Source organism: Bacillus sp. G1(2015b) (assembly GCF_001482475.1).
GTDB classification, from domain to species: Bacteria; Bacillota; Bacilli; order Bacillales; family Bacillaceae; genus Bacillus; species Bacillus safensis.
In genome coordinates this window covers 44,656-61,462 of sequence record NZ_LKIC01000019.1, presented here as the reverse complement: position 1 = coordinate 61,462, position 16,807 = coordinate 44,656, and the positions used below count along the sequence as shown (strand labels likewise).

Genomic DNA, 16,807 nt, shown 5'->3' with positions numbered 1-16,807 from the left:
TTAGTTTTCAAAGATCATCTTCGCCGTTCTTAGCGGCTTTAATAATATAACATTTCGCTTCATCTTATGTCAACAACTTTTTTCAAGTTTATTTCCCGAAGCGTTTTGTGTTTGTCACTGTGTGTCAGCGACGATTAATAATATATCACGAAAACATTCTTTTGGTCAACGCCTTTTCAAAATTTTTTTTGAAATAGTTTTATTAAGCATCTTAAATCCTTGTCCTGCATACAATCAAGTAACAATCTTGGACAAGGCAGGAGTGTTTGAATTGAGTCGATTATATGTGTTGCCTATTAAACGGCTGAAGCAAGTTGTCATTATTCTTGTAGCAGCCCTTGCAGCTGCAACCTTTTTTTATGTACAAAAGGCACCGCCGCTGTCGGTATTTAAAACTGAACATGGACCCCGAGCCATTTATAAAGGCGAGACTTCATCAAAGCATATCTCTCTCACTTTTAATATTGGCTGGGGGGATGAGAAGGCTGTTCCTATTTTAAATATCCTTCGAGAGTACGGCATAAAGAACGCCACTTTCTTTCTGTCTGCTTCTTGGGCTGAGCGTCATCCTGATATCGTGAAACAAATTAGGGAGGACGGCCACCAAATTGGAAGCCTCGGCTATGCTTATAAAAATTATAGCCAGCTTGAGGATAGTGAAATCAAGCAAGATCTTGTCCGTGCACAAAATACATTTCAAAAGCTTGGACTAGATGACATTCAACTATTAAGACCGCCGACTGGACAGTTTAACGAAACAGCACTGAAAATTGCCACTCAGTACGGTTATACCGTTGTTCATTACAGCATTAATTCACAGGATTGGCTGAATCCGGGTGTCGACCAGATTGTTCAGAATGTAAATGACCGAATGAAAAGCGGAGACATTGTTCTCCTTCACGCCTCGGATTCAGCAACCCAAACCGCTCAAGCCTTACCTGCTATTTTGAAACAAATAAAAGAAAAGCATTTAAAAAATGTGACGGTTGGCGAACTGATCTCCAACACGAAAACAAAGTCATCGGAAGTTAAGTAGCTTTCGCTTTTGAAAACCGCGGCATCGCTAATAGCTGAAACGCATTACAGCCTAATAGCGGGAATAGCATTAAATACAGCCAGTCCTCTTCATTGACTCTGAGCGCCGGGAACCATTCTAACGACGTGATGACGACCATGAGAAACATTGCAGAAATAAATGTTTTCTTAGAGGACTGCTGCTGTTTAAAGTAAGCCACGATCAAAGCAAACACACCGATAAATAAAGGCAGCCACAAGTATGGAAGAAATGATTCATTCTCCCCGAAAAACAAAAATCGCAAGTAAGCTAAATCAAACAGCACAAAAATCACAAGAAACAGCTGAATGGTATTCCATAAAGAATGTGACCGGAAGAGCTCTAACGCAAACCGGTGCACCGTCAAGAAGACAACAAACCCCATCTGGCTAATGACACTAAAGATCATCCCTACACCAATGAACCAAAACAACACAGATGCGATCTCTAGAATTTCAAACGATATAAAAAGCTTCTGATATTTTCCCCACTCCAGCGCAAAGCCTACTACGCTTGTAATGACCGCTCCAACAGCTAGCACAGAGAAGAAAAAACGAACTAAATCCCGACTTTTCATTGAATTGATCCAACCCCTATTTTTGTTATGTATAAATTTACGTGAAACATTCATATTAAAAGTAAGACATGTAACGAAAGGAGCCACAGTATGTCAAAAGGCATCTTGCGTATAGTGAGCTGTTTTCTTCTTTTATCTCTAACAGCTTGTGCTCCCAAAACCCAATCCTCATCTAATATGGACTATGACGAAACAAAAAAAATGGTCGTCGATATATTAAAGACAGATGACGGTAAAAAGGCCATTCAACAGTTATTAAATGACGAGGCAATGAATGAAGCTTTGGTAATGGATGAACAAACTGTGAAAAAAACGATAGAGAAAACACTGACTTCTGATAAAGGCAAAGAGTTCTGGAAGAAGGTCTTTGAGGATTCTAAATTTGCCGAGACTTTCGCAAAATCCATGCAGCAACAGCATGAAAGGATGTTAAAACAGTTAATGAAGGATCCTGACTATCAACAGCTGATGATGGATATTCTCAAGGATCCTGAGATGGAAAAGAAATACGGTGAACTGGTAAAAAGCAAAGAGTTTAGAAAGCACTTAGAAAAAGTCATTACGGAAACATTAAGCAGCCCTCTTTATAAGAAGAAATTCGAAGATGAGCTCAAAAAGGCAGCATCTGAAAGCAGCAGTGATTCCGGATCGCAAGGCAGCGAAGGAAGCGACAGTTAAACATCACCCGAGTGGCATTGATCCACTCGGGCTTTTATTATGCTTTCACTGCTAATTGTTCAATGACTTTATTCGCAATGTGTTGATACACTTCTCCTGTTGGATGACTTGCATCATAGACAGAAGGCGCAAAATCATCCTCATTCCAATCAGGCTGTCTTAAAGGAATTTGGCCAAGGACTGATACACGCAGCTCTTCAGCCAGCTTGTCCCCGCCGCCTTTTCCAAAGACGTATTCCTTCTCACCTGTTTTTTTGCTTTCATAATAGCTCATATTCTCAACGACACCGAGCACTTCATGATCTGTTTGCAGTGCCATTGCGCCTGCTCTTGCTGCAACGAAGGCAGCCGTAGGATGCGGTGTAGTAACAATGATTTCTTTACAGCTAGGCAGCATTGTATGAATATCAAGCGCCACATCTCCCGTTCCAGGCGGAAGGTCTAATAGTAAGTAATCTAATTCTCCCCACTCAACTTCGTGGAAGAAGTTATTTAACATTTTTCCAAGCATCGGCCCTCTCCAAATAACCGGTGCATTTTCTTCAACAAAAAAGCCCATTGAAATCACTTTGACTCCAAAGCGCTCCACAGGAATAATTTTTTCCCCTTTAACTGTTGGTCTGACAGTGATTCCCATCATATCCGGTACACTAAAGCCATAAATATCAGCATCAATCAGCCCGACTTTTTTCCCTAGACGAGCGAGCGCTACAGCAAGGTTAACTGAAACAGTCGATTTACCAACGCCGCCCTTTCCACTCGCAATCGCTAAGAACTCAGGCGGGTTTTTAGAGTTAAGCAGGGTTTCTTCCTCTTCTTGTGATGGCATAAACTTTTCAAGTGTTTCCTGAGGTAGTTCCTCAAAACGAAGTCCTACTGTGTTAGCGCCTGCTGATTTCAAGGCTTGTACGATGTCTTGCTGCAGTTTCATCTGCTCAGCAGTGCCTGTTTTTGCAATAGCCACCTTCAGGCTCACATGCTCTTTCTCAGGCTTTAGGCTGATTTCCTTGATGGCATCCAGCTCACCAAGCGGTATATGAAGGAAAGGTTCGTCCATCTTCCCAACTAGTTTTCTCACATCATCTTGTCCGATCATAGCAGAACCTCACCTTTATTGAATTCGTTTACAATCCAAGTATATCATACATATCCTTACAATGTCTGTCCTGTTTGCCTGCGATCAAAAGGAAAAAGCCCCTTATTCAGGCGGCTCTTTTTGCTCTGTTAAATATCTTAAAATCCCTTTATAAATAGAGGCGGCAATTTGATCCTGATATTTAGGTGTTGCCAGCTGGCCAGCCTCTTTTGGATTGGAGAGAAATCCAATTTCCACAAGAGCTCCTGGCTTTGTGACATTTTGCATTAAATAAATGCCGTTGATCCGCTTCGCCTTTCGATCTGTGTTTTCAAGGTTTCTGCGCAATTCATCTTGAATGAACTTCGCTGCCTTTTCATTTTCTTCATACTTTCCATAAAAAAACGTCTGCGCCCCGCTCCATTTGTTAGATGGTATCGCATTTAAATGAATGCTTAAATAGAGATCCGCTTCAGATTCATTGATGACTTTTACGCGGTTCCTTAAATCCTCCGCTTTCTTTCGGGCATATCCCCTTGTATTCTTTGATGATAAATCAGAATCATCCTCTCGGGTCATGAGAACGAGCGCTCCCTGCTCCTGCAAATAGTCACGTATCTTCATGGATACATCTAGAGCAATCTCTTTCTCAAGCAGCTCTCCTCCTACAGCCCCTCCATCTGGGCCGCCGTGACCCGGATCTAAATAGATGATCTTCCCGCTTAAAGGCAAATTCCACGATTTCCATGAATCATCATTTAGAAATTGAAACCTGAATAAGAATAAGAGGACAATAAACCCAATTAAAAACCCTGTCCACTTCAGCTTTCTTTTCATCCCTGTCCCTCCCATACACCATTATTTTATAGATATGGGACAAGGGCTGGAAATATGCTTAGTGCAGCCGAAGCTTGTGTCTTTTTTCTGATTCACGAAAGCCTTCCTGCCACCACATGCTTAAAAATTCTTTCGCAGATGGATACAAACACGACATCTTCCGCTCCATACGGAACATATTCCCCCACGATTGCAAGCATCCTGCCAGCTCTTCAATCAGCTCAGTTTCCTCCTGAGAGGACCGCTTCTTGATATCGTCGAACGATTCGCCGTATTTACTCGACTCACCGTACCTCCCGCCAGCTAAAAAAGCTTCAATGGCGAAATCGATGCAGCCATCACTCATAATACCGGCTGGATCATCTGCAAATGGAAACAGCTTCTTCGTGAATATTTCGGAAGCAGCCGTCACTTGTTGAAGAGACAATGTACGCAAAAGCTTCTTTTCAAGCGTGACATCTCGTTTTGTTTTCAGTTGATAAAATGAAAGCACTTCTGCCATGGACTGAACTCCTTTTTTCTTTGTATTGTTCGTTGGTTTGAACAAAACATGCAGTTCAGTAAATGGAAATGACGAGTGGCGAACGACCAAATTGGAAAATTGTTATAAAATTGGCATTTTAATATAGAAAGAATGATAAAGGGGCAAAATTAATGAAGAAATGGATGTATATCCTGCTGCTATTAACAGTCGTCCTATCTGCATGCAGCATTCAAGCCACAGAGAAAAAGAGCGATATAAAAGGAATAGAAGACATATCCTTAAAACAACTTTCAAAACACAAAAACACGTATCTCGGTGACAATTCAGCCATTCGTGAAATCTTATCAGATCTTCCTGGAGGCGTAATTTGTGAATTTGAAATCATTGATGGAAAAGCATTAAACGTCACGTATGGGTTAAAAGAAAATGACGGCTATACAGAAGAACAGTTTGACGCCTTCTGGTTTGATCAAAAGGACACGGTTGAAAAAACGTATTTATACAACGCAATCGCACTTTTTATTCTTGTTGATAACGTAGAGCAAGTGACACTGAACATGAGCTCTAAAGACGAGCCGTCCGTCACGTTTAAAAGAAAACAACTAGAAAAAAAGCTCCCTCACCCTTTTAAAAAGTACAAAGACGATACAGCGCTTTGGCAAAAGGAACTGGTTGATGAAATTGTGAAGTCAAAAGAGAAACGCCAAGATGTATACAAAGCGTTTCCAATGCAGAAATAATAAAACAGAGGGAAGTTTCCCTCTGTTTTTTGATGTTTATGTAGTGAAAGCCTGAATCAAACGTTGTCGAAAGTTTTGATCCACTGCTGCAGTAAGCATAAATTCGTTGAATACTTCCCCAATCCAATGAGAATTGTTCGCTTTCGGATCATTGATAAAAAGAGAGATGGAGATAGAGGATGTATCTGTTCTTCGATATAAAGCACCTGTGAAAACAAACAATGTTGCTCCGCCTTTATACCAAAAATATTGATCTGTTTCCTTTTTCAATGTTTCTCCCAGTACGATTTGGCTAAAAAGACTTTTTTCTTCTGTTGTTAACAGCTCGTCATGAAGACGTTTCATAAAATATGTATATTCATTGGTTGTAGACTTTGTCATTTTTTGCGTCAGTAATGATTGTATACGCCACCCTAATAAGTTCTTTTTTTTCATTTTTTCTTCTAACGCCTTTTTATGCTCTGGGTCATTTTTCATGATATTAAAAATCTCATTCATTAGAGATTTGTATTGTTCTTCGGATACACCGCTCATTTTCTTGAATGCATCCCGCCGACGATTAGATACATAAGCGGACCACAAAATCATCGGCGTCAGCGGCATGAGTTCACCATGTTCTGTAAGACCTACTTGTTTCATCTGATCATTGATCTTTTCTAAGCCCAGCCGGTCAATCAAATAATCCGTACAAGCATTCGAACTGAATTGCATCATCCCTTTGGCAACATCTAATAAAGCCGCATGCTCAGAAAAATCATTGACCTCCAGCCAGTACGCGTGCGCACCACCGTCTGTTCTATCAATATAAAAACGCTCTATATCAGACAATGCCACTTTTTCCTCTAGCTTAATGGCGCCGCTCGATACAGCTTTAACAAAATGAAATAAAACAACTAATTTCACCGTACTTGCAAGCGGTGTTTTTTGATCAGCATTCCATTCTAACACCACATCATCATTTTCAATGATTGTCACTGAAACGTCCTTTTTGTTTTTTGCGACAAATGTCAAAAGATCTTCCTTCGTTTTCTTCATATCTCTTTTATACAACAAGACTTGAACCACCACGTAAAGTATAACCACACCTATGACAACTAGACCGACTTTGAGTAACATGTTTCTCCTTTCCAAATAACAGAGGATTTACATATTCAATATAACAAATATTTCAAATAAAGGCACAAAAAAGGCAGAGACTCGTGAATCCTCCGCTTCTTGATATCCTTATTCATGGGGCAGATGCAGCTTCATTCCTACATGCGTGGCTTCAAACCCTAATTTCTCATAAAAACGTCGTGCTTCTGGCCTCTGTTTATCTGTTGTCAGTTGAATCATTTGACAGCCGCGGTCGCTTGCGCGTTGAATGGCCCACTTGATAAGCAGTGAACCGACTCCTTTTCCTCTATGACTCGAAGCCGTACGAACTCCTTCAATGGATGCTCTCCATCCCCCTTGATGTGTAAGAAATGGCGTCATGGTTAACTGAAGAACACCAACTGCTTCTTCCTGATCACACGCAACAATGAGTTCAATATTTGGATCAGCATCGATTGAATGAAAGGCTTTGATATAGCTTTCTAATAATGGGTGAGTGTAACGCTCTCTCTTTTGACCTAACTTATCATCTGAAAGCATGAAGACGATTTTGTCGAGGTCTTCTTGCACGGCTTCTCTAAATGTCAATTGATTTAAATTCAATGAAAGCACCTCCTATGATGGATGGAAAATTGTTTTCACTTACCAAAATACCATTCTCATATAAGATTTGTTCAGCTGCTTTTTCATCAAAGTACTTCATATCATGAAAACTGATCAAGCCCTCTTCACGAACCATTCCTCTTGTAAGATGGCATAGTAAAACTCATCCCACCACTCATTTCCTTGTGGTATACATTTTTTAAAATCCCCCTCTCTCCTCATCCCCATTTTCTCCATCACTCTCCAAGATGGCACATTTTCAGGCTGACAAGTGGCAATGATTCGATGTAAATTCATTGTGTGAAAACCATGATGCAGAACGGCATAAGCCGCTTCTGATGCATAGCCTTTGTTTTGATAGGCAGGATTGAAGACCCAGCCAATTTCATATGTGTGCTCACCAAAGTATGGATGGAACACGATATGCCCGATGCATATCTGATCTACTTTTAATAGAACAGCAAAATTCTTAGCTGTTTTAAGACGATTATTTTTAACAAATTCCTGCGCATTTTCTTTAGAAAAAACACCTTCCGGAATATACTTCATTACCGCCGGATCAGATGTATATGCATAAACATCATGCCAATCATCCTCAGAAAATGATCGAATGATACACCTTTCTGTTGTTAGATTCATATGACACCCTCCATAGACTTCGTTTTTTAAACAGAAACCTTGCTATGATCCTATTTTATATGTTTCCAAACAGAAAAAAACACAAATAAAAAAGCACCAGCAGGATGCTGATGCTTTTTTTATAAGGGTTGTCTGTAACAAACCTTTGTAAAACGTCCATACAATATAAAATTGATTAACGTTTTGAGAACTGAGGTGCGCGACGTGCGCCTTTAAGACCGTATTTCTTACGCTCTTTCATACGTGGGTCACGAGTAAGAAGTCCAGCACGTTTAAGTGATGTACGGTACTCAGGATCTACTTCTAGAAGAGCACGAGAAATACCGTGACGAATTGCTCCAGCTTGACCAGAGAATCCACCACCGTGAACATTTACAAGAACATCGTAGCTGTTAGCTGTTTCTGTGATGTTCAAAGGCTGTTTCACGTCTTCGATTAAAGCAGCGAATGGAATGTATTCAGTAATTTCACGATTATTAACGACGATACGGCCTTCACCTGGAACTAAGCGAACGCGCGCTACAGAACTTTTACGACGACCTGTACCGTAATATTGAACCTGTGCCAAATTGTTAACCTCCCTTATAATTAACCGCGAAGTTCGTAAACTTCAGGTTGTTGTGCTTGATGTGGATGCTCAGAACCACGGTACACATTTAATTTTTTGAACATTTGACGACCTAGTGGACCCTTTGGAAGCATACCTTTGATAGCAAGCTCCAACATTTTTTCAGGGTAGTTTGTACGCATCTCAAGAGCAGTTCTTTGTTTCAAACCACCTGGGTGCATAGTGTGACGGTAGTAAATTTTGTCCGTCAATTTCTTACCAGTTAATTCGATTTTCTCAGCATTGATAATGATCACATGATCACCTGTATCAACGTGTGGTGTATAAGTTGGTTTGTGCTTACCGCGCAAAAGTGATGCTACTTCAGTAGAAAGACGACCTAGAGTCTTGCCTGCCGCATCAACAACTAGCCATTTGCGCTCAATTGTGCTTGCGTTCGCCATTGGTGTTGTACGCATGAGTTTCCCTCCTAAATAAATCAATGAATTTTCCTTGAATCAAATGCTACGTTCTATTTCAAAACACAGATAAGTCTTCCGGGGCTTATTTGTGGGGTTGAAATACATACCATATGATATCTTATAACTTTCTGCTTCCTGTGTCAAGAACATGTTACACCTGGTTTAGTTGTCATAGAAAACTTCCCATAAATACAGTCCGTGACTAGGCGCAGTCTTGCCTGCCGCTTCGCGATTTCGGGCGGCAAGCATGGCTTTTATCTCCTCAGGGTGAAATTTACCAGAACCGATTTCAAGCAATGTTCCAGCGATAATCCGCACCATGTTGTATAAAAAACCATTCCCTCTCACACGCATTTCAAGCCCGTCTGAGACGTTTTTCCACTCGAGGGCATAAATATCCCTCACCTTGTCCTGAACCTCTGTATTGGCCGCACAAAAGCTTGTAAAGTCATGTGTCCCAATCAAGTGCTCAGCGGCTTCTCTCATTTTATCGATATCCAGCCGGTAAGGATAGTGGCAGGCATACTGTCTCGTGAACACATTTTGGTGTGTTTCTGTTGAGACCTTATAACGGTACTCCTTCGAAACAACACCAAATCTGGCATGAAACGAATCATCGACCTCCTCAGCCTTTAGAACACGGATATCATCCGGCAGCAGGCTGTTGAGGGCAAAAGGCCATCTCTCCATCGGGATCGAGAGCGGGGTCTCAAAATGGATGACCTGTCCCTTTGCATGAACACCGCTGTCTGTTCGGCCGGAAGCTACAATCGGAATCAGTTCATCCTGTTTGTGCATTCTTGCAAGGGCAGACTCGATCTCCGTCTGTACGGTTCGCTGCCCTGGCTGCACCTGATAGCCTTTAAAATGTGTCCCATCGTAGGTTACAGTACATTTGACCTTCATCTAGGAATCACCTAATTTCTAAGCAGCACAAGGAGCGCTGTTAACAGGATGAATAGAAGCAGCGTGAACGTGTCCTTCATACCCCAGACAAGCTGACGGTATTTCGTCCGTCCTTCTCCCCCGCGGTAGCCTCTCGCTTCCATCGCGGTCGCCAGTTCTTCTGCACGCTTAAACGCACTGACGAAAAGAGGAACAAGCAAAGGAACGATGGCTTTCATGCGATCCTTTAGAGGTCCGCTTGTAAAATCAACGCCTCGTGCCATTTGAGCCTTCATGATTTTGTCCGTCTCTTCTAGTAAAGTCGGAATAAACCGAAGAGAGATGGACATCATGAGAGCAAGCTCATGAACGGGCAGTTTGATTTTACGGAATGGGTGCAGCAGCTTCTCCATTCCGTCTGTCACTTCTATAGGCGTTGTGGTTAACGTAAGAAGTGTCGTCATCATTATGAGATAGACAAAACGGAGTGAAATGAAGATCCCCTGCTTTAAACCTTCTTCATAAATATTCAGGAAACCAAAGTGGAATAGCAAGGCGCCATCCTTTGTCATGAAAATATGCAGAATAAAGGTAAACAGGACAATCCATAGGATCGGCTTCATTCCCTTGAGAATAAAGTATAGCGGCACCTGAGAAACCATCACCACAAGAATGGTAAAGACACCTAAAAGCCCGTAAGTGATGTAATTATTAGCAAAAAAGACAATAAAGACAAAAAAGAAAATTGATAACAGCTTTGTCCTTGGATCAAGACGATGGACAAAGGATGAACCTGGCACATATTTGCCGATAATCATACTATCCATCATGATGTCGTGTCCTCCTGATAAAGAGCTGTTAAGGCTTCTGCCATTTCATCCATGGTCAGAAGCGGCCTTGGAAACGTAATACCAAGCTTTTCTTCTACAGTCTGCTGGAATTTAATCGTTTCCGGGAGGTCGAGACCAAATGAAGACATATCTGTACGATTGGCAAACAACTCTCTCGGCGTGCCTGTCGCCTTCACTGTCCCTTTATGCATCACAATCATTTGATCCGCATAATGAGCGGCATCCTCCATACTGTGTGTGACCAGGATCGTGGTGAGGTTTGCCTTTTGATGAAGGTCATAGAACATGTCCATGATTTCCTTCCGCCCGCGTGGATCCAGCCCAGCAGTCGGCTCATCAAGCACAAGCACTTCTGGCTCCATCGCTAAAACGCCTGCAATCGCCACACGTCTCATTTGACCGCCGCTTAGTTCAAAGGGAGACCGAGATAATAGGGATTCAGGAAGACCCACCAGTTTCAGCATCTCCTTCGCCTTCGCTTCTGCCTTCTCTTGAGGAACACCGAAGTTCATCGGGCCAAAGCAGATATCCTTGAGGATGGTTTCCTCAAAGAGCTGATGCTCAGGAAACTGAAATACGATGCCTACCTTTTTCCGGAGGGGTTTCATATCCTTCTGCTTTTTATTGGCTTGTAAAACTGTCTCTCCAAGCGCAATGCTCCCCTTCGTTGGTTTGAGCAATCCATTTAAATGCTGCAGCAATGTAGACTTGCCAGAGCCCGTATGACCAATGACAGCGACATAGCTGCCCTCTTTGATGGAAGCATTGACATCATACAAAGCGAGACGCTCAAACGGCGTTTTCATTTGATAACGATGCTCTAATTCTTTGATCGTAATGTCCATAGCTCTTTCACCAATCCTTCTTGTGTCAAATGGGCATTTGCAAGCGGCACACCTTGCTGCTTCAGTTGCTTGCTCAAGCGATAGGAAAATGGCAGATCAAGTCCAATCTGAACCAGCTGTTCATCTAGTTCAAATACTTCCTCTGGCGTTCCCTCGGCAAATTTCTTCCCGCCATTCATCACAATGACGCGGTCTGCCTTGGCAGCCTCGTCTAAATCATGTGTGATGGAAATGACTGTGACTGTTCCTTGTTCCTTCAGTAGTCTAACAGTCTCTAACACTTCTTCACGGCCAATCGGATCAAGCATTGATGTTGCTTCATCCAAGATCATGATGTCAGGGCTTGCGGCAAGCACACCTGCAATAGCGACTCTCTGCTTCTGCCCGCCTGATAGATGGTGCGGCTCTTGATCAAGAAACTCCTGCATATTGACCTGTTTGACAGCCCAATCTACACGTTCTATCATCAATTCCCGCTCAACCCCGTTATTTTCTAAACCAAAAGCCACATCATCACGAACCGTTGAGCCCACAAATTGGTTATCTGGGTTTTGAAAGACCATTCCGACCTTTTTGCGAATATCCCAAACACTTTCTTCTTTGAGCTCAATCTCTCCAACCTTGACCGTACCAGCATCCGGTAAAATGAGCCCATTCAGCACACGGGCAAGTGTGGATTTACCTGAACCGTTATGACCAACAATGGCGAGCCATTCATTTTGATTCACATGCAGTGACACTTGATCTAAAGCGGGCTTGTCCGCATCCTTGTGATAACGAAATACAATGTCCTTTACGTCAATTAATGTCTTCCCCATCTCTACCGGACCTCCTCTCAGCTCAACCTCTTCTTTGCTTATTCCTAAAAAAAGCCGTAGTACCTAAAAAAGGGCATAGATCCAGTTATGAACTGTCCCGCCCTTTCTTAGATACACGATATGTGATTAAACTAATTCAATGACAGCCATTGGTGCGCCATCGCCGCGACGAGGTCCAAGCTTCATGATACGAGTGTATCCACCTTGGCGATCTTCGTAGCGAGTTGCAACGTCAGCGAATAATTTTTGAAGTGCATCTTGGTTTGTTTCAGCGTTAGCTACTTCATTACGAATGTAAGCTGCAGCTTGACGGCGAGCATGAAGATCTCCGCGTTTGCCAAGAGTGATCATTTTTTCAACTACAGAGCGAAGTTCTTTCGCACGTGTTTCAGTTGTTTCGATGCGTTCGTTGATGATCAAATCAGTCGTTAGGTCACGAAGCATTGCTTTACGTTGTGCACTAGTGCGTCCTAGCTTTCTGTATGCCATGTGATGTCCCCTCCTTAATTAGAGATGCTGTATGAATAAAAAACACACGAAAATCCTAGTTCACAATGAAACTAGTCAATCGTCTTTACGAAGACCCAGTCCAAGTTCTTCTAGTTTCGCTTTCACTTCTTCAAGAGATTTACGTCCAAGGTTACGAACTTTCATCATATCCTCTTCTGTCTTGTTAGCAAGCTCTTGAACAGTGTTAATACCCGCACGCTTCAAACAGTTGTAAGAACGAACAGAAAGATCAAGCTCTTCAATTGTCATTTCAAGCACTTTTTCTTTTTGGTCTTCTTCTTTCTCAACCATGATTTCAGCATGCTGAGCTTCGTCAGTTAACCCAACGAAAATATTCAGGTGTTCAGTTAAAATCTTAGAACCTAGAGCGATCGCTTCTTTCGGTCCTGTGCTTCCATCAGTCCATACATCTAGTGTTAATTTATCATAGTTTGTGATTTGCCCAACACGGGTGTTCTCCACTTGATAAGTCACACGAGATACAGGTGTATAGATTGAGTCGATCGGAATCACACCGATTGGCTGATCGTCTCTTTTGTTTGCATCAGCAGGATTATACCCGCGACCTCTTTGTGCAGTTAAGCGAACACGGAAGCTCGCATTCTTGCCAAGAGTTGCGATGTGAAGATCTGGATTTAAGATTTCAATATCGCTGTCGTGTGTAATATCAGCAGCTGTTACAGTACCTTCATCTTGTACATCAATTTCAAGCGTCTTCTCTTCTTCAGAGTAGATTTTGAGTGCAAGCTTTTTAATGTTTAAGATAATCGTTGTAACATCTTCAACCACGCCTTCGATCGTTGAGAATTCGTGTAAGACACCATCTATCTGGATCGATGTTACAGCTGCACCAGGAAGTGAGGATAAAAGGATACGACGAAGGGAGTTCCCTAAAGTGGTACCATATCCACGCTCAAGTGGCTCTACGACAAACTTGCCATACTTGGCATCGTCGCTGATTTCAACCGTTTCGATTTTTGGTTTTTCAATTTCGATCATCTAATAAAACCCTCCTTCAAAACGTCGAAACCTCGAATAGAATCATATGAGATTCCATCCGAAATTCCTCATTGTTTAGTCCCGTATGTGCTCAGGCAACGAGTCGTGTATTCGTCTCATAAATAACTGTATCATAACCCATTATTGACAGGGACACAAAATCTATACAAACAAATTACACGCGGCGACGTTTTGGTGGACGGCATCCGTTATGAGGAACTGGAGTTACGTCTCTAATTGCAGTAACTTCAAGACCAGCAGCTTGAAGCGCACGAATTGCAGCTTCACGACCAGAACCAGGACCTTTAACAGTTACTTCAAGTGTTTTAAGACCATGTTCGATAGAACCTTTAGCAGCAGTTTCAGCAGCCATTTGTGCAGCGAAAGGAGTAGATTTACGAGAACCTCTGAATCCTAATGCACCAGCACTTGACCAAGAAATTGCGTTTCCATGAACATCAGTAATCGTTACAATCGTGTTGTTGAAAGTGGAACGAATATGAGCGATTCCAGCTTCAATATTCTTTTTCACGCGACGTTTACGCGTATTTTGTTTACGAGCAGCAGCCATTCTTTAACTACCTCCTTTACTTATTTTTTCTTGTTAGCTACAGTACGACGCGGACCTTTACGAGTACGCGCGTTGTTTTTTGTGTTTTGTCCACGAACAGGAAGTCCTCTACGATGACGGATTCCGCGGTAGCTTCCGATTTCAATTAGACGCTTAATGTTAAGTGAAACTTCACGACGAAGGTCACCTTCTACTTTAAGTTTGTCAATGATATCACGGATTTTACCAAGTTCGTCTTCAGTTAGATCGCGAACGCGAGTGTCTTCAGAAACACCTGCTTCTTTAAGGACTTGTTGCGCAGTCGTACGACCAATTCCAAAAACATATGTTAAAGAAATGACAACACGCTTATCACGTGGAATATCTACACCAGCAATACGAGCCATGATTTGGGCACCTCCTTGTTATTAGCCTTGTTTTTGTTTATGTTTTGGGTTTTCACAGATCACCATTACTTTTCCTTTTCTGCGAATCACTTTACATTTTTCACAGATAGGTTTAACAGATGGTCTCACTTTCATGTGTTTCCAACCTCCTTCTTCCGGAGTTGCTTTATTTGTAACGGTACGTAATTCTACCACGAGTTAAGTCATATGGAGATAATTCTACCGTAACTTTGTCTCCAGGTAAAATGCGAATGAAGTGCATACGGATTTTTCCTGATACATGAGCCAAAACTGTATGACCATTCTCTAGTTCAACTTTGAACATTGCGTTTGGCAAAGTTTCTGCTACAGTACCTTCCACTTCAATTACATCGTCTTTCGCCATTCAAGTGTTCTCCCTTCTTCAAATCAGTAACTTGCTCTCTGACAAATGTACAAATGAGAATCTCTCAATTGTTCATCTATCACCCGACCTGTTTTGAATATACTGTTCTGAACTTCCGGAGATACGCAATCATAAAAGGTTATATGATTGATATTTTTTCTTAGGAGAATGAAATTTACGCTTTTCTCCGTCTGCGATTAGTACATGGCAGCCAACGAACATGCCGATGACACCTGTATACTGATCTTGTTCTTTCTTTGGACTATACAGACAACCTGCCCGATTTGGGCCTGAAAGGCTTCAGTGAAGACCTAAATCTTAGTCAGTATATCAAAACCTGTATCTGTAATCGCAATCGTATGCTCAAAATGAGCACACTTTTTCCCATCAACCGTTACAACCGTCCAGTTATCAGCCAATGTTTTCACATATCGGCTGCCTGCGTTCACCATCGGTTCGATGGCCAACACCATCCCAGGTTTTAGCCGCGGGCCTTTGTTGGGCGGACCATAATGAGGAATTTGAGGGTCCTCATGAAGATCCTGTCCGACCCCATGTCCAACATATTCTCTAACAACTGAAAAATTCTCATTTTCAACATACGTTTGTATGGCATGGGAAATGTTCGACAGACGTTCGCCTGGCTTTGCTTCCTGTAAGCCTTTATATAGAGATTCCTCTGTGACTTCCAGTAGTTTGCGGTCTTCATCACTGATTACCCCAACTGGATAAGTCCAAGCAGAGTCACCATGATAGCCATTTAACTTTGCGCCAATATCGATACTAATGATGTCACCATCACGTAAAACCCGTTTACCAGGAATACCGTGAACGAGTTCTTCATTCACCGAAACGCAAATGCTCCCGCGAAAACCATTATACCCTTTAAAAGATGGGATTGCACCCTGCTTTGTAATAAAACGTTCGGCAATTTGATCCAATTCTTTTGTCGAAATACCTGGTTTTATGTGTTTCTTCAGCTCTTCATGAGTCAGTGCGACAATACGTCCAGCTTCTCTCATAATCTCAAGCTCGCGAGGAGTTTTACAGATAATCATTTATTTAATCCTCCAAGCAGGTCCTTGATATCTGCATATACATCGTTAATGTGCTTCGCACCATCAATGTTTGCAAGATATCCTTTTTCTGAATAGAAGTTCAGTAAAGGTTCAGTCTGCTTTAAGTTCACTTCAAGTCTAGTCGAAACGGTTTCTGCATTATCATCTGCACGTTGATAAAGCTCGCCCCCACACTTGTCGCAAACATTTTCTTTCGCAGGTGGATTAAATACTAAATGATATGTTGCTCCGCAATTTTTGCAAATTCTTCGGCCAGTCAGACGCTCCATCAAAGCATCTTTATCGACTTTAATATTAATGACATAATCAATCGTTCTGCCAAGGTCCTTTAGAATTTCTTCTAAAGCTTCAGCCTGAGCGACTGTTCGCGGAAATCCGTCCAGAAGAAAACCTTGTTCACAATCATTTTTGCCAAGTCTTTCTCTAACAATACCGATTGTGACCTCATCAGGAACAAGCTCTCCTTTATCGATAAAGGATTTTGCTTCGAGCCCAAGTTGTGTCTCCTCTTTCATAGCAGCGCGGAACATATCTCCTGTTGAGATATGAGGGATCCCATAATCATCAACAATTCGTTCTGCCTGAGTGCCTTTACCAGCACCCGGAAGCCCCATTAAGACTAAGTTCATTTCGGATTTCCCCTTCCTTACTTAGAGAGGTTGGGCAG

General features: G+C 42.0%; 24 protein-coding genes and 1 pseudogene. 3 read left to right on the top strand and 22 right to left on the bottom strand.

Going from position 1 to position 16,807, the window contains the following annotated elements; translation table 11 throughout:
• Nucleotides 1–271: 271 nt before the first annotated feature.
• Complete coding sequence (pdaB, locus tag AMR95_RS10590; RefSeq protein WP_058838247.1) at nucleotides 272–1,036, top strand: polysaccharide deacetylase family sporulation protein PdaB; 765 nt, start codon at nucleotides 272–274, stop codon at nucleotides 1,034–1,036.
• Here pdaB and AMR95_RS10585 read toward each other — a convergent pair.
• Nucleotides 1,029–1,631: a KinB-signaling pathway activation protein gene (locus AMR95_RS10585; protein ID WP_058838246.1), complete on the bottom strand. Its 603-nt coding sequence runs from the start codon at nucleotides 1,629–1,631 to the stop codon at nucleotides 1,029–1,031. The two genes, pdaB and AMR95_RS10585, sit on opposite strands and share 8 nt — an antisense overlap.
• A gap of 90 nt (nucleotides 1,632–1,721) precedes the next feature.
• Between AMR95_RS10585 and gerD the strand changes: the two genes are divergently transcribed.
• Nucleotides 1,722–2,309 carry a spore germination lipoprotein GerD gene (gerD, locus tag AMR95_RS10580; RefSeq protein WP_039176014.1) on the top strand — a complete coding sequence of 196 codons (588 nt, stop codon included), beginning with the start codon at nucleotides 1,722–1,724 and terminating at the stop codon, nucleotides 2,307–2,309.
• A 37-nt stretch (nucleotides 2,310–2,346) separates the two neighbouring features.
• On the opposite strand, the gene AMR95_RS10575 is transcribed toward gerD, so the two are convergent.
• The 3 genes from AMR95_RS10575 to AMR95_RS10565 form a co-directional block, all read right to left on the bottom strand.
• Nucleotides 2,347–3,405, bottom strand: coding sequence for an Mrp/NBP35 family ATP-binding protein (locus AMR95_RS10575; protein WP_039176011.1), 1,059 nt, complete (start codon nucleotides 3,403–3,405; stop codon nucleotides 2,347–2,349).
• 102 nt (nucleotides 3,406–3,507) lie between these two features.
• Complete coding sequence (cwlD, locus tag AMR95_RS10570; protein WP_034283867.1) at nucleotides 3,508–4,221, bottom strand: N-acetylmuramoyl-L-alanine amidase CwlD; 714 nt, start codon at nucleotides 4,219–4,221, stop codon at nucleotides 3,508–3,510.
• A gap of 58 nt (nucleotides 4,222–4,279) precedes the next feature.
• Nucleotides 4,280–4,723 carry a YbaK family protein gene (locus AMR95_RS10565; RefSeq protein WP_058838245.1) on the bottom strand — a complete coding sequence of 148 codons (444 nt, stop codon included), beginning with the start codon at nucleotides 4,721–4,723 and terminating at the stop codon, nucleotides 4,280–4,282.
• A 152-nt stretch (nucleotides 4,724–4,875) separates the two neighbouring features.
• Between AMR95_RS10565 and AMR95_RS10560 the strand changes: the two genes are divergently transcribed.
• A complete protein-coding gene (locus tag AMR95_RS10560) occupies nucleotides 4,876–5,445 on the top strand; it encodes a DUF4825 domain-containing protein (protein ID WP_058838244.1) in 570 nt (189 codons plus the stop codon).
• Between the two features lie 36 nt (nucleotides 5,446–5,481).
• Here the strand turns inward: AMR95_RS10560 and AMR95_RS10555 are convergent, their stop codons facing one another.
• The 18 genes and pseudogenes from AMR95_RS10555 to AMR95_RS10475 all read right to left on the bottom strand — a co-directional run bounded on the left by AMR95_RS10555 (nucleotide 5,482) and on the right by AMR95_RS10475 (nucleotide 16,769).
• Nucleotides 5,482–6,561, bottom strand: a complete 1,080-nt coding sequence (locus AMR95_RS10555) for a serine hydrolase (RefSeq protein ID WP_231746881.1) — start codon at nucleotides 6,559–6,561, stop codon at nucleotides 5,482–5,484.
• A 108-nt stretch (nucleotides 6,562–6,669) separates the two neighbouring features.
• The gene (locus AMR95_RS10550) at nucleotides 6,670–7,143 is read right to left on the bottom strand and encodes a GNAT family N-acetyltransferase (protein WP_156414540.1); all 474 of its coding nucleotides are present in this window, start codon (nucleotides 7,141–7,143) and stop codon (nucleotides 6,670–6,672) included.
• A gap of 114 nt (nucleotides 7,144–7,257) precedes the next feature.
• Complete coding sequence (locus AMR95_RS10545; protein ID WP_058838243.1) at nucleotides 7,258–7,782, bottom strand: GNAT family N-acetyltransferase; 525 nt, start codon at nucleotides 7,780–7,782, stop codon at nucleotides 7,258–7,260.
• Between the two features lie 175 nt (nucleotides 7,783–7,957).
• Nucleotides 7,958–8,350, bottom strand: a complete 393-nt coding sequence (gene rpsI, locus AMR95_RS10540) for a 30S ribosomal protein S9 (RefSeq protein WP_039175996.1) — start codon at nucleotides 8,348–8,350, stop codon at nucleotides 7,958–7,960.
• 20 nt (nucleotides 8,351–8,370) lie between these two features.
• Nucleotides 8,371–8,808: a 50S ribosomal protein L13 gene (rplM, locus tag AMR95_RS10535; protein ID WP_003217042.1), complete on the bottom strand. Its 438-nt coding sequence runs from the start codon at nucleotides 8,806–8,808 to the stop codon at nucleotides 8,371–8,373.
• 165 nt (nucleotides 8,809–8,973) lie between these two features.
• Nucleotides 8,974–9,717 carry a tRNA pseudouridine(38-40) synthase TruA gene (truA, locus tag AMR95_RS10530; protein ID WP_058838242.1) on the bottom strand — a complete coding sequence of 248 codons (744 nt, stop codon included), beginning with the start codon at nucleotides 9,715–9,717 and terminating at the stop codon, nucleotides 8,974–8,976.
• An 11-nt stretch (nucleotides 9,718–9,728) separates the two neighbouring features.
• Nucleotides 9,729–10,526, bottom strand: a complete 798-nt coding sequence (locus AMR95_RS10525) for an energy-coupling factor transporter transmembrane component T family protein (protein ID WP_034283880.1) — start codon at nucleotides 10,524–10,526, stop codon at nucleotides 9,729–9,731.
• A complete protein-coding gene (locus AMR95_RS10520; protein ID WP_039175989.1) occupies nucleotides 10,523–11,392 on the bottom strand; it encodes an energy-coupling factor ABC transporter ATP-binding protein in 870 nt (289 codons plus the stop codon). Before AMR95_RS10520 ends, AMR95_RS10525 begins: the two co-directional genes overlap by 4 nt.
• Nucleotides 11,368–12,210, bottom strand: coding sequence for an energy-coupling factor ABC transporter ATP-binding protein (locus tag AMR95_RS10515; protein WP_008356549.1), 843 nt, complete (start codon nucleotides 12,208–12,210; stop codon nucleotides 11,368–11,370). The genes AMR95_RS10520 and AMR95_RS10515 overlap by 25 nt, the downstream gene beginning before the upstream one ends.
• Before the next feature lie 126 nt (nucleotides 12,211–12,336).
• Entirely contained in the window at nucleotides 12,337–12,699 is a 363-nt protein-coding gene (rplQ, locus tag AMR95_RS10510) for a 50S ribosomal protein L17 (protein ID WP_003216944.1), read from the bottom strand.
• Between the two features lie 75 nt (nucleotides 12,700–12,774).
• Nucleotides 12,775–13,719 carry a DNA-directed RNA polymerase subunit alpha gene (locus AMR95_RS10505; protein WP_003217009.1) on the bottom strand — a complete coding sequence of 315 codons (945 nt, stop codon included), beginning with the start codon at nucleotides 13,717–13,719 and terminating at the stop codon, nucleotides 12,775–12,777.
• Between the two features lie 175 nt (nucleotides 13,720–13,894).
• Nucleotides 13,895–14,290 carry a 30S ribosomal protein S11 gene (gene rpsK, locus AMR95_RS10500; RefSeq protein WP_003217231.1) on the bottom strand — a complete coding sequence of 132 codons (396 nt, stop codon included), beginning with the start codon at nucleotides 14,288–14,290 and terminating at the stop codon, nucleotides 13,895–13,897.
• A 20-nt stretch (nucleotides 14,291–14,310) separates the two neighbouring features.
• Nucleotides 14,311–14,676 (bottom strand): 30S ribosomal protein S13, encoded by a 366-nt coding sequence (gene rpsM / locus AMR95_RS10495; RefSeq protein ID WP_003217023.1) that lies wholly within the window; start codon nucleotides 14,674–14,676, stop codon nucleotides 14,311–14,313.
• A gap of 21 nt (nucleotides 14,677–14,697) precedes the next feature.
• Complete coding sequence (rpmJ, locus tag AMR95_RS10490) at nucleotides 14,698–14,811, bottom strand: 50S ribosomal protein L36 (protein ID WP_003156543.1); 114 nt, start codon at nucleotides 14,809–14,811, stop codon at nucleotides 14,698–14,700.
• 31 nt (nucleotides 14,812–14,842) lie between these two features.
• Nucleotides 14,843–15,061 (bottom strand): translation initiation factor IF-1, encoded by a 219-nt coding sequence (infA, locus tag AMR95_RS10485; protein WP_003217190.1) that lies wholly within the window; start codon nucleotides 15,059–15,061, stop codon nucleotides 14,843–14,845.
• A pseudogene (locus AMR95_RS19385) lies at nucleotides 15,039–15,345 on the bottom strand (KOW domain-containing RNA-binding protein). Before AMR95_RS19385 ends, infA begins: the two are co-directional and overlap by 23 nt.
• Nucleotides 15,346–15,372: 27 nt before the next feature.
• Complete coding sequence (gene map / locus AMR95_RS10480) at nucleotides 15,373–16,119, bottom strand: type I methionyl aminopeptidase (protein WP_003217210.1); 747 nt, start codon at nucleotides 16,117–16,119, stop codon at nucleotides 15,373–15,375.
• Nucleotides 16,116–16,769, bottom strand: coding sequence for an adenylate kinase (locus AMR95_RS10475; RefSeq protein WP_024425604.1), 654 nt, complete (start codon nucleotides 16,767–16,769; stop codon nucleotides 16,116–16,118). Before AMR95_RS10475 ends, map begins: the two co-directional genes overlap by 4 nt.
• Between the last annotated feature and the right edge of the window lie 38 nt (nucleotides 16,770–16,807).

Bases quoted from the DNA above. Each gene is read 5' to 3' on its own strand.
- AMR95_RS10585 (WP_058838246.1), bottom strand. From the start codon at position 1,631: ATGAAAAGTCGGGATTTAGTTCGTTTTTTCTTCTCTGTGCTAGCTGTT.
- gerD (WP_039176014.1), top strand. From the start codon at position 1,722: ATGTCAAAAGGCATCTTGCGTATAGTGAGCTGTTTTCTTCTTTTATCT.
- AMR95_RS10575 (WP_039176011.1), bottom strand. From the start codon at position 3,405: ATGATCGGACAAGATGATGTGAGAAAACTAGTTGGGAAGATGGACGAA.
- cwlD (WP_034283867.1), bottom strand. From the start codon at position 4,221: ATGAAAAGAAAGCTGAAGTGGACAGGGTTTTTAATTGGGTTTATTGTC.
- AMR95_RS10565 (WP_058838245.1), bottom strand. From the start codon at position 4,723: ATGGCAGAAGTGCTTTCATTTTATCAACTGAAAACAAAACGAGATGTC.
- AMR95_RS10560 (WP_058838244.1), top strand. From the start codon at position 4,876: ATGAAGAAATGGATGTATATCCTGCTGCTATTAACAGTCGTCCTATCT.
- AMR95_RS10555 (WP_231746881.1), bottom strand. From the start codon at position 6,561: ATGTTACTCAAAGTCGGTCTAGTTGTCATAGGTGTGGTTATACTTTAC.
- AMR95_RS10545 (WP_058838243.1), bottom strand. From the start codon at position 7,782: ATGAATCTAACAACAGAAAGGTGTATCATTCGATCATTTTCTGAGGAT.
- rplM (WP_003217042.1), bottom strand. From the start codon at position 8,808: ATGCGTACAACACCAATGGCGAACGCAAGCACAATTGAGCGCAAATGG.
- truA (WP_058838242.1), bottom strand. From the start codon at position 9,717: ATGAAGGTCAAATGTACTGTAACCTACGATGGGACACATTTTAAAGGC.
- AMR95_RS10525 (WP_034283880.1), bottom strand. From the start codon at position 10,526: ATGATGGATAGTATGATTATCGGCAAATATGTGCCAGGTTCATCCTTT.
- AMR95_RS10520 (WP_039175989.1), bottom strand. From the start codon at position 11,392: ATGGACATTACGATCAAAGAATTAGAGCATCGTTATCAAATGAAAACG.
- AMR95_RS10515 (WP_008356549.1), bottom strand. From the start codon at position 12,210: ATGGGGAAGACATTAATTGACGTAAAGGACATTGTATTTCGTTATCAC.
- rplQ (WP_003216944.1), bottom strand. From the start codon at position 12,699: ATGGCATACAGAAAGCTAGGACGCACTAGTGCACAACGTAAAGCAATG.
- AMR95_RS10505 (WP_003217009.1), bottom strand. From the start codon at position 13,719: ATGATCGAAATTGAAAAACCAAAAATCGAAACGGTTGAAATCAGCGAC.
- rpsK (WP_003217231.1), bottom strand. From the start codon at position 14,290: ATGGCTGCTGCTCGTAAACAAAATACGCGTAAACGTCGCGTGAAAAAG.
- rpsM (WP_003217023.1), bottom strand. From the start codon at position 14,676: ATGGCTCGTATTGCTGGTGTAGATATTCCACGTGATAAGCGTGTTGTC.
- rpmJ (WP_003156543.1), bottom strand. From the start codon at position 14,811: ATGAAAGTGAGACCATCTGTTAAACCTATCTGTGAAAAATGTAAAGTG.
- infA (WP_003217190.1), bottom strand. From the start codon at position 15,061: ATGGCGAAAGACGATGTAATTGAAGTGGAAGGTACTGTAGCAGAAACT.
- map (WP_003217210.1), bottom strand. From the start codon at position 16,119: ATGATTATCTGTAAAACTCCTCGCGAGCTTGAGATTATGAGAGAAGCT.
- AMR95_RS10475 (WP_024425604.1), bottom strand. From the start codon at position 16,769: ATGAACTTAGTCTTAATGGGGCTTCCGGGTGCTGGTAAAGGCACTCAG.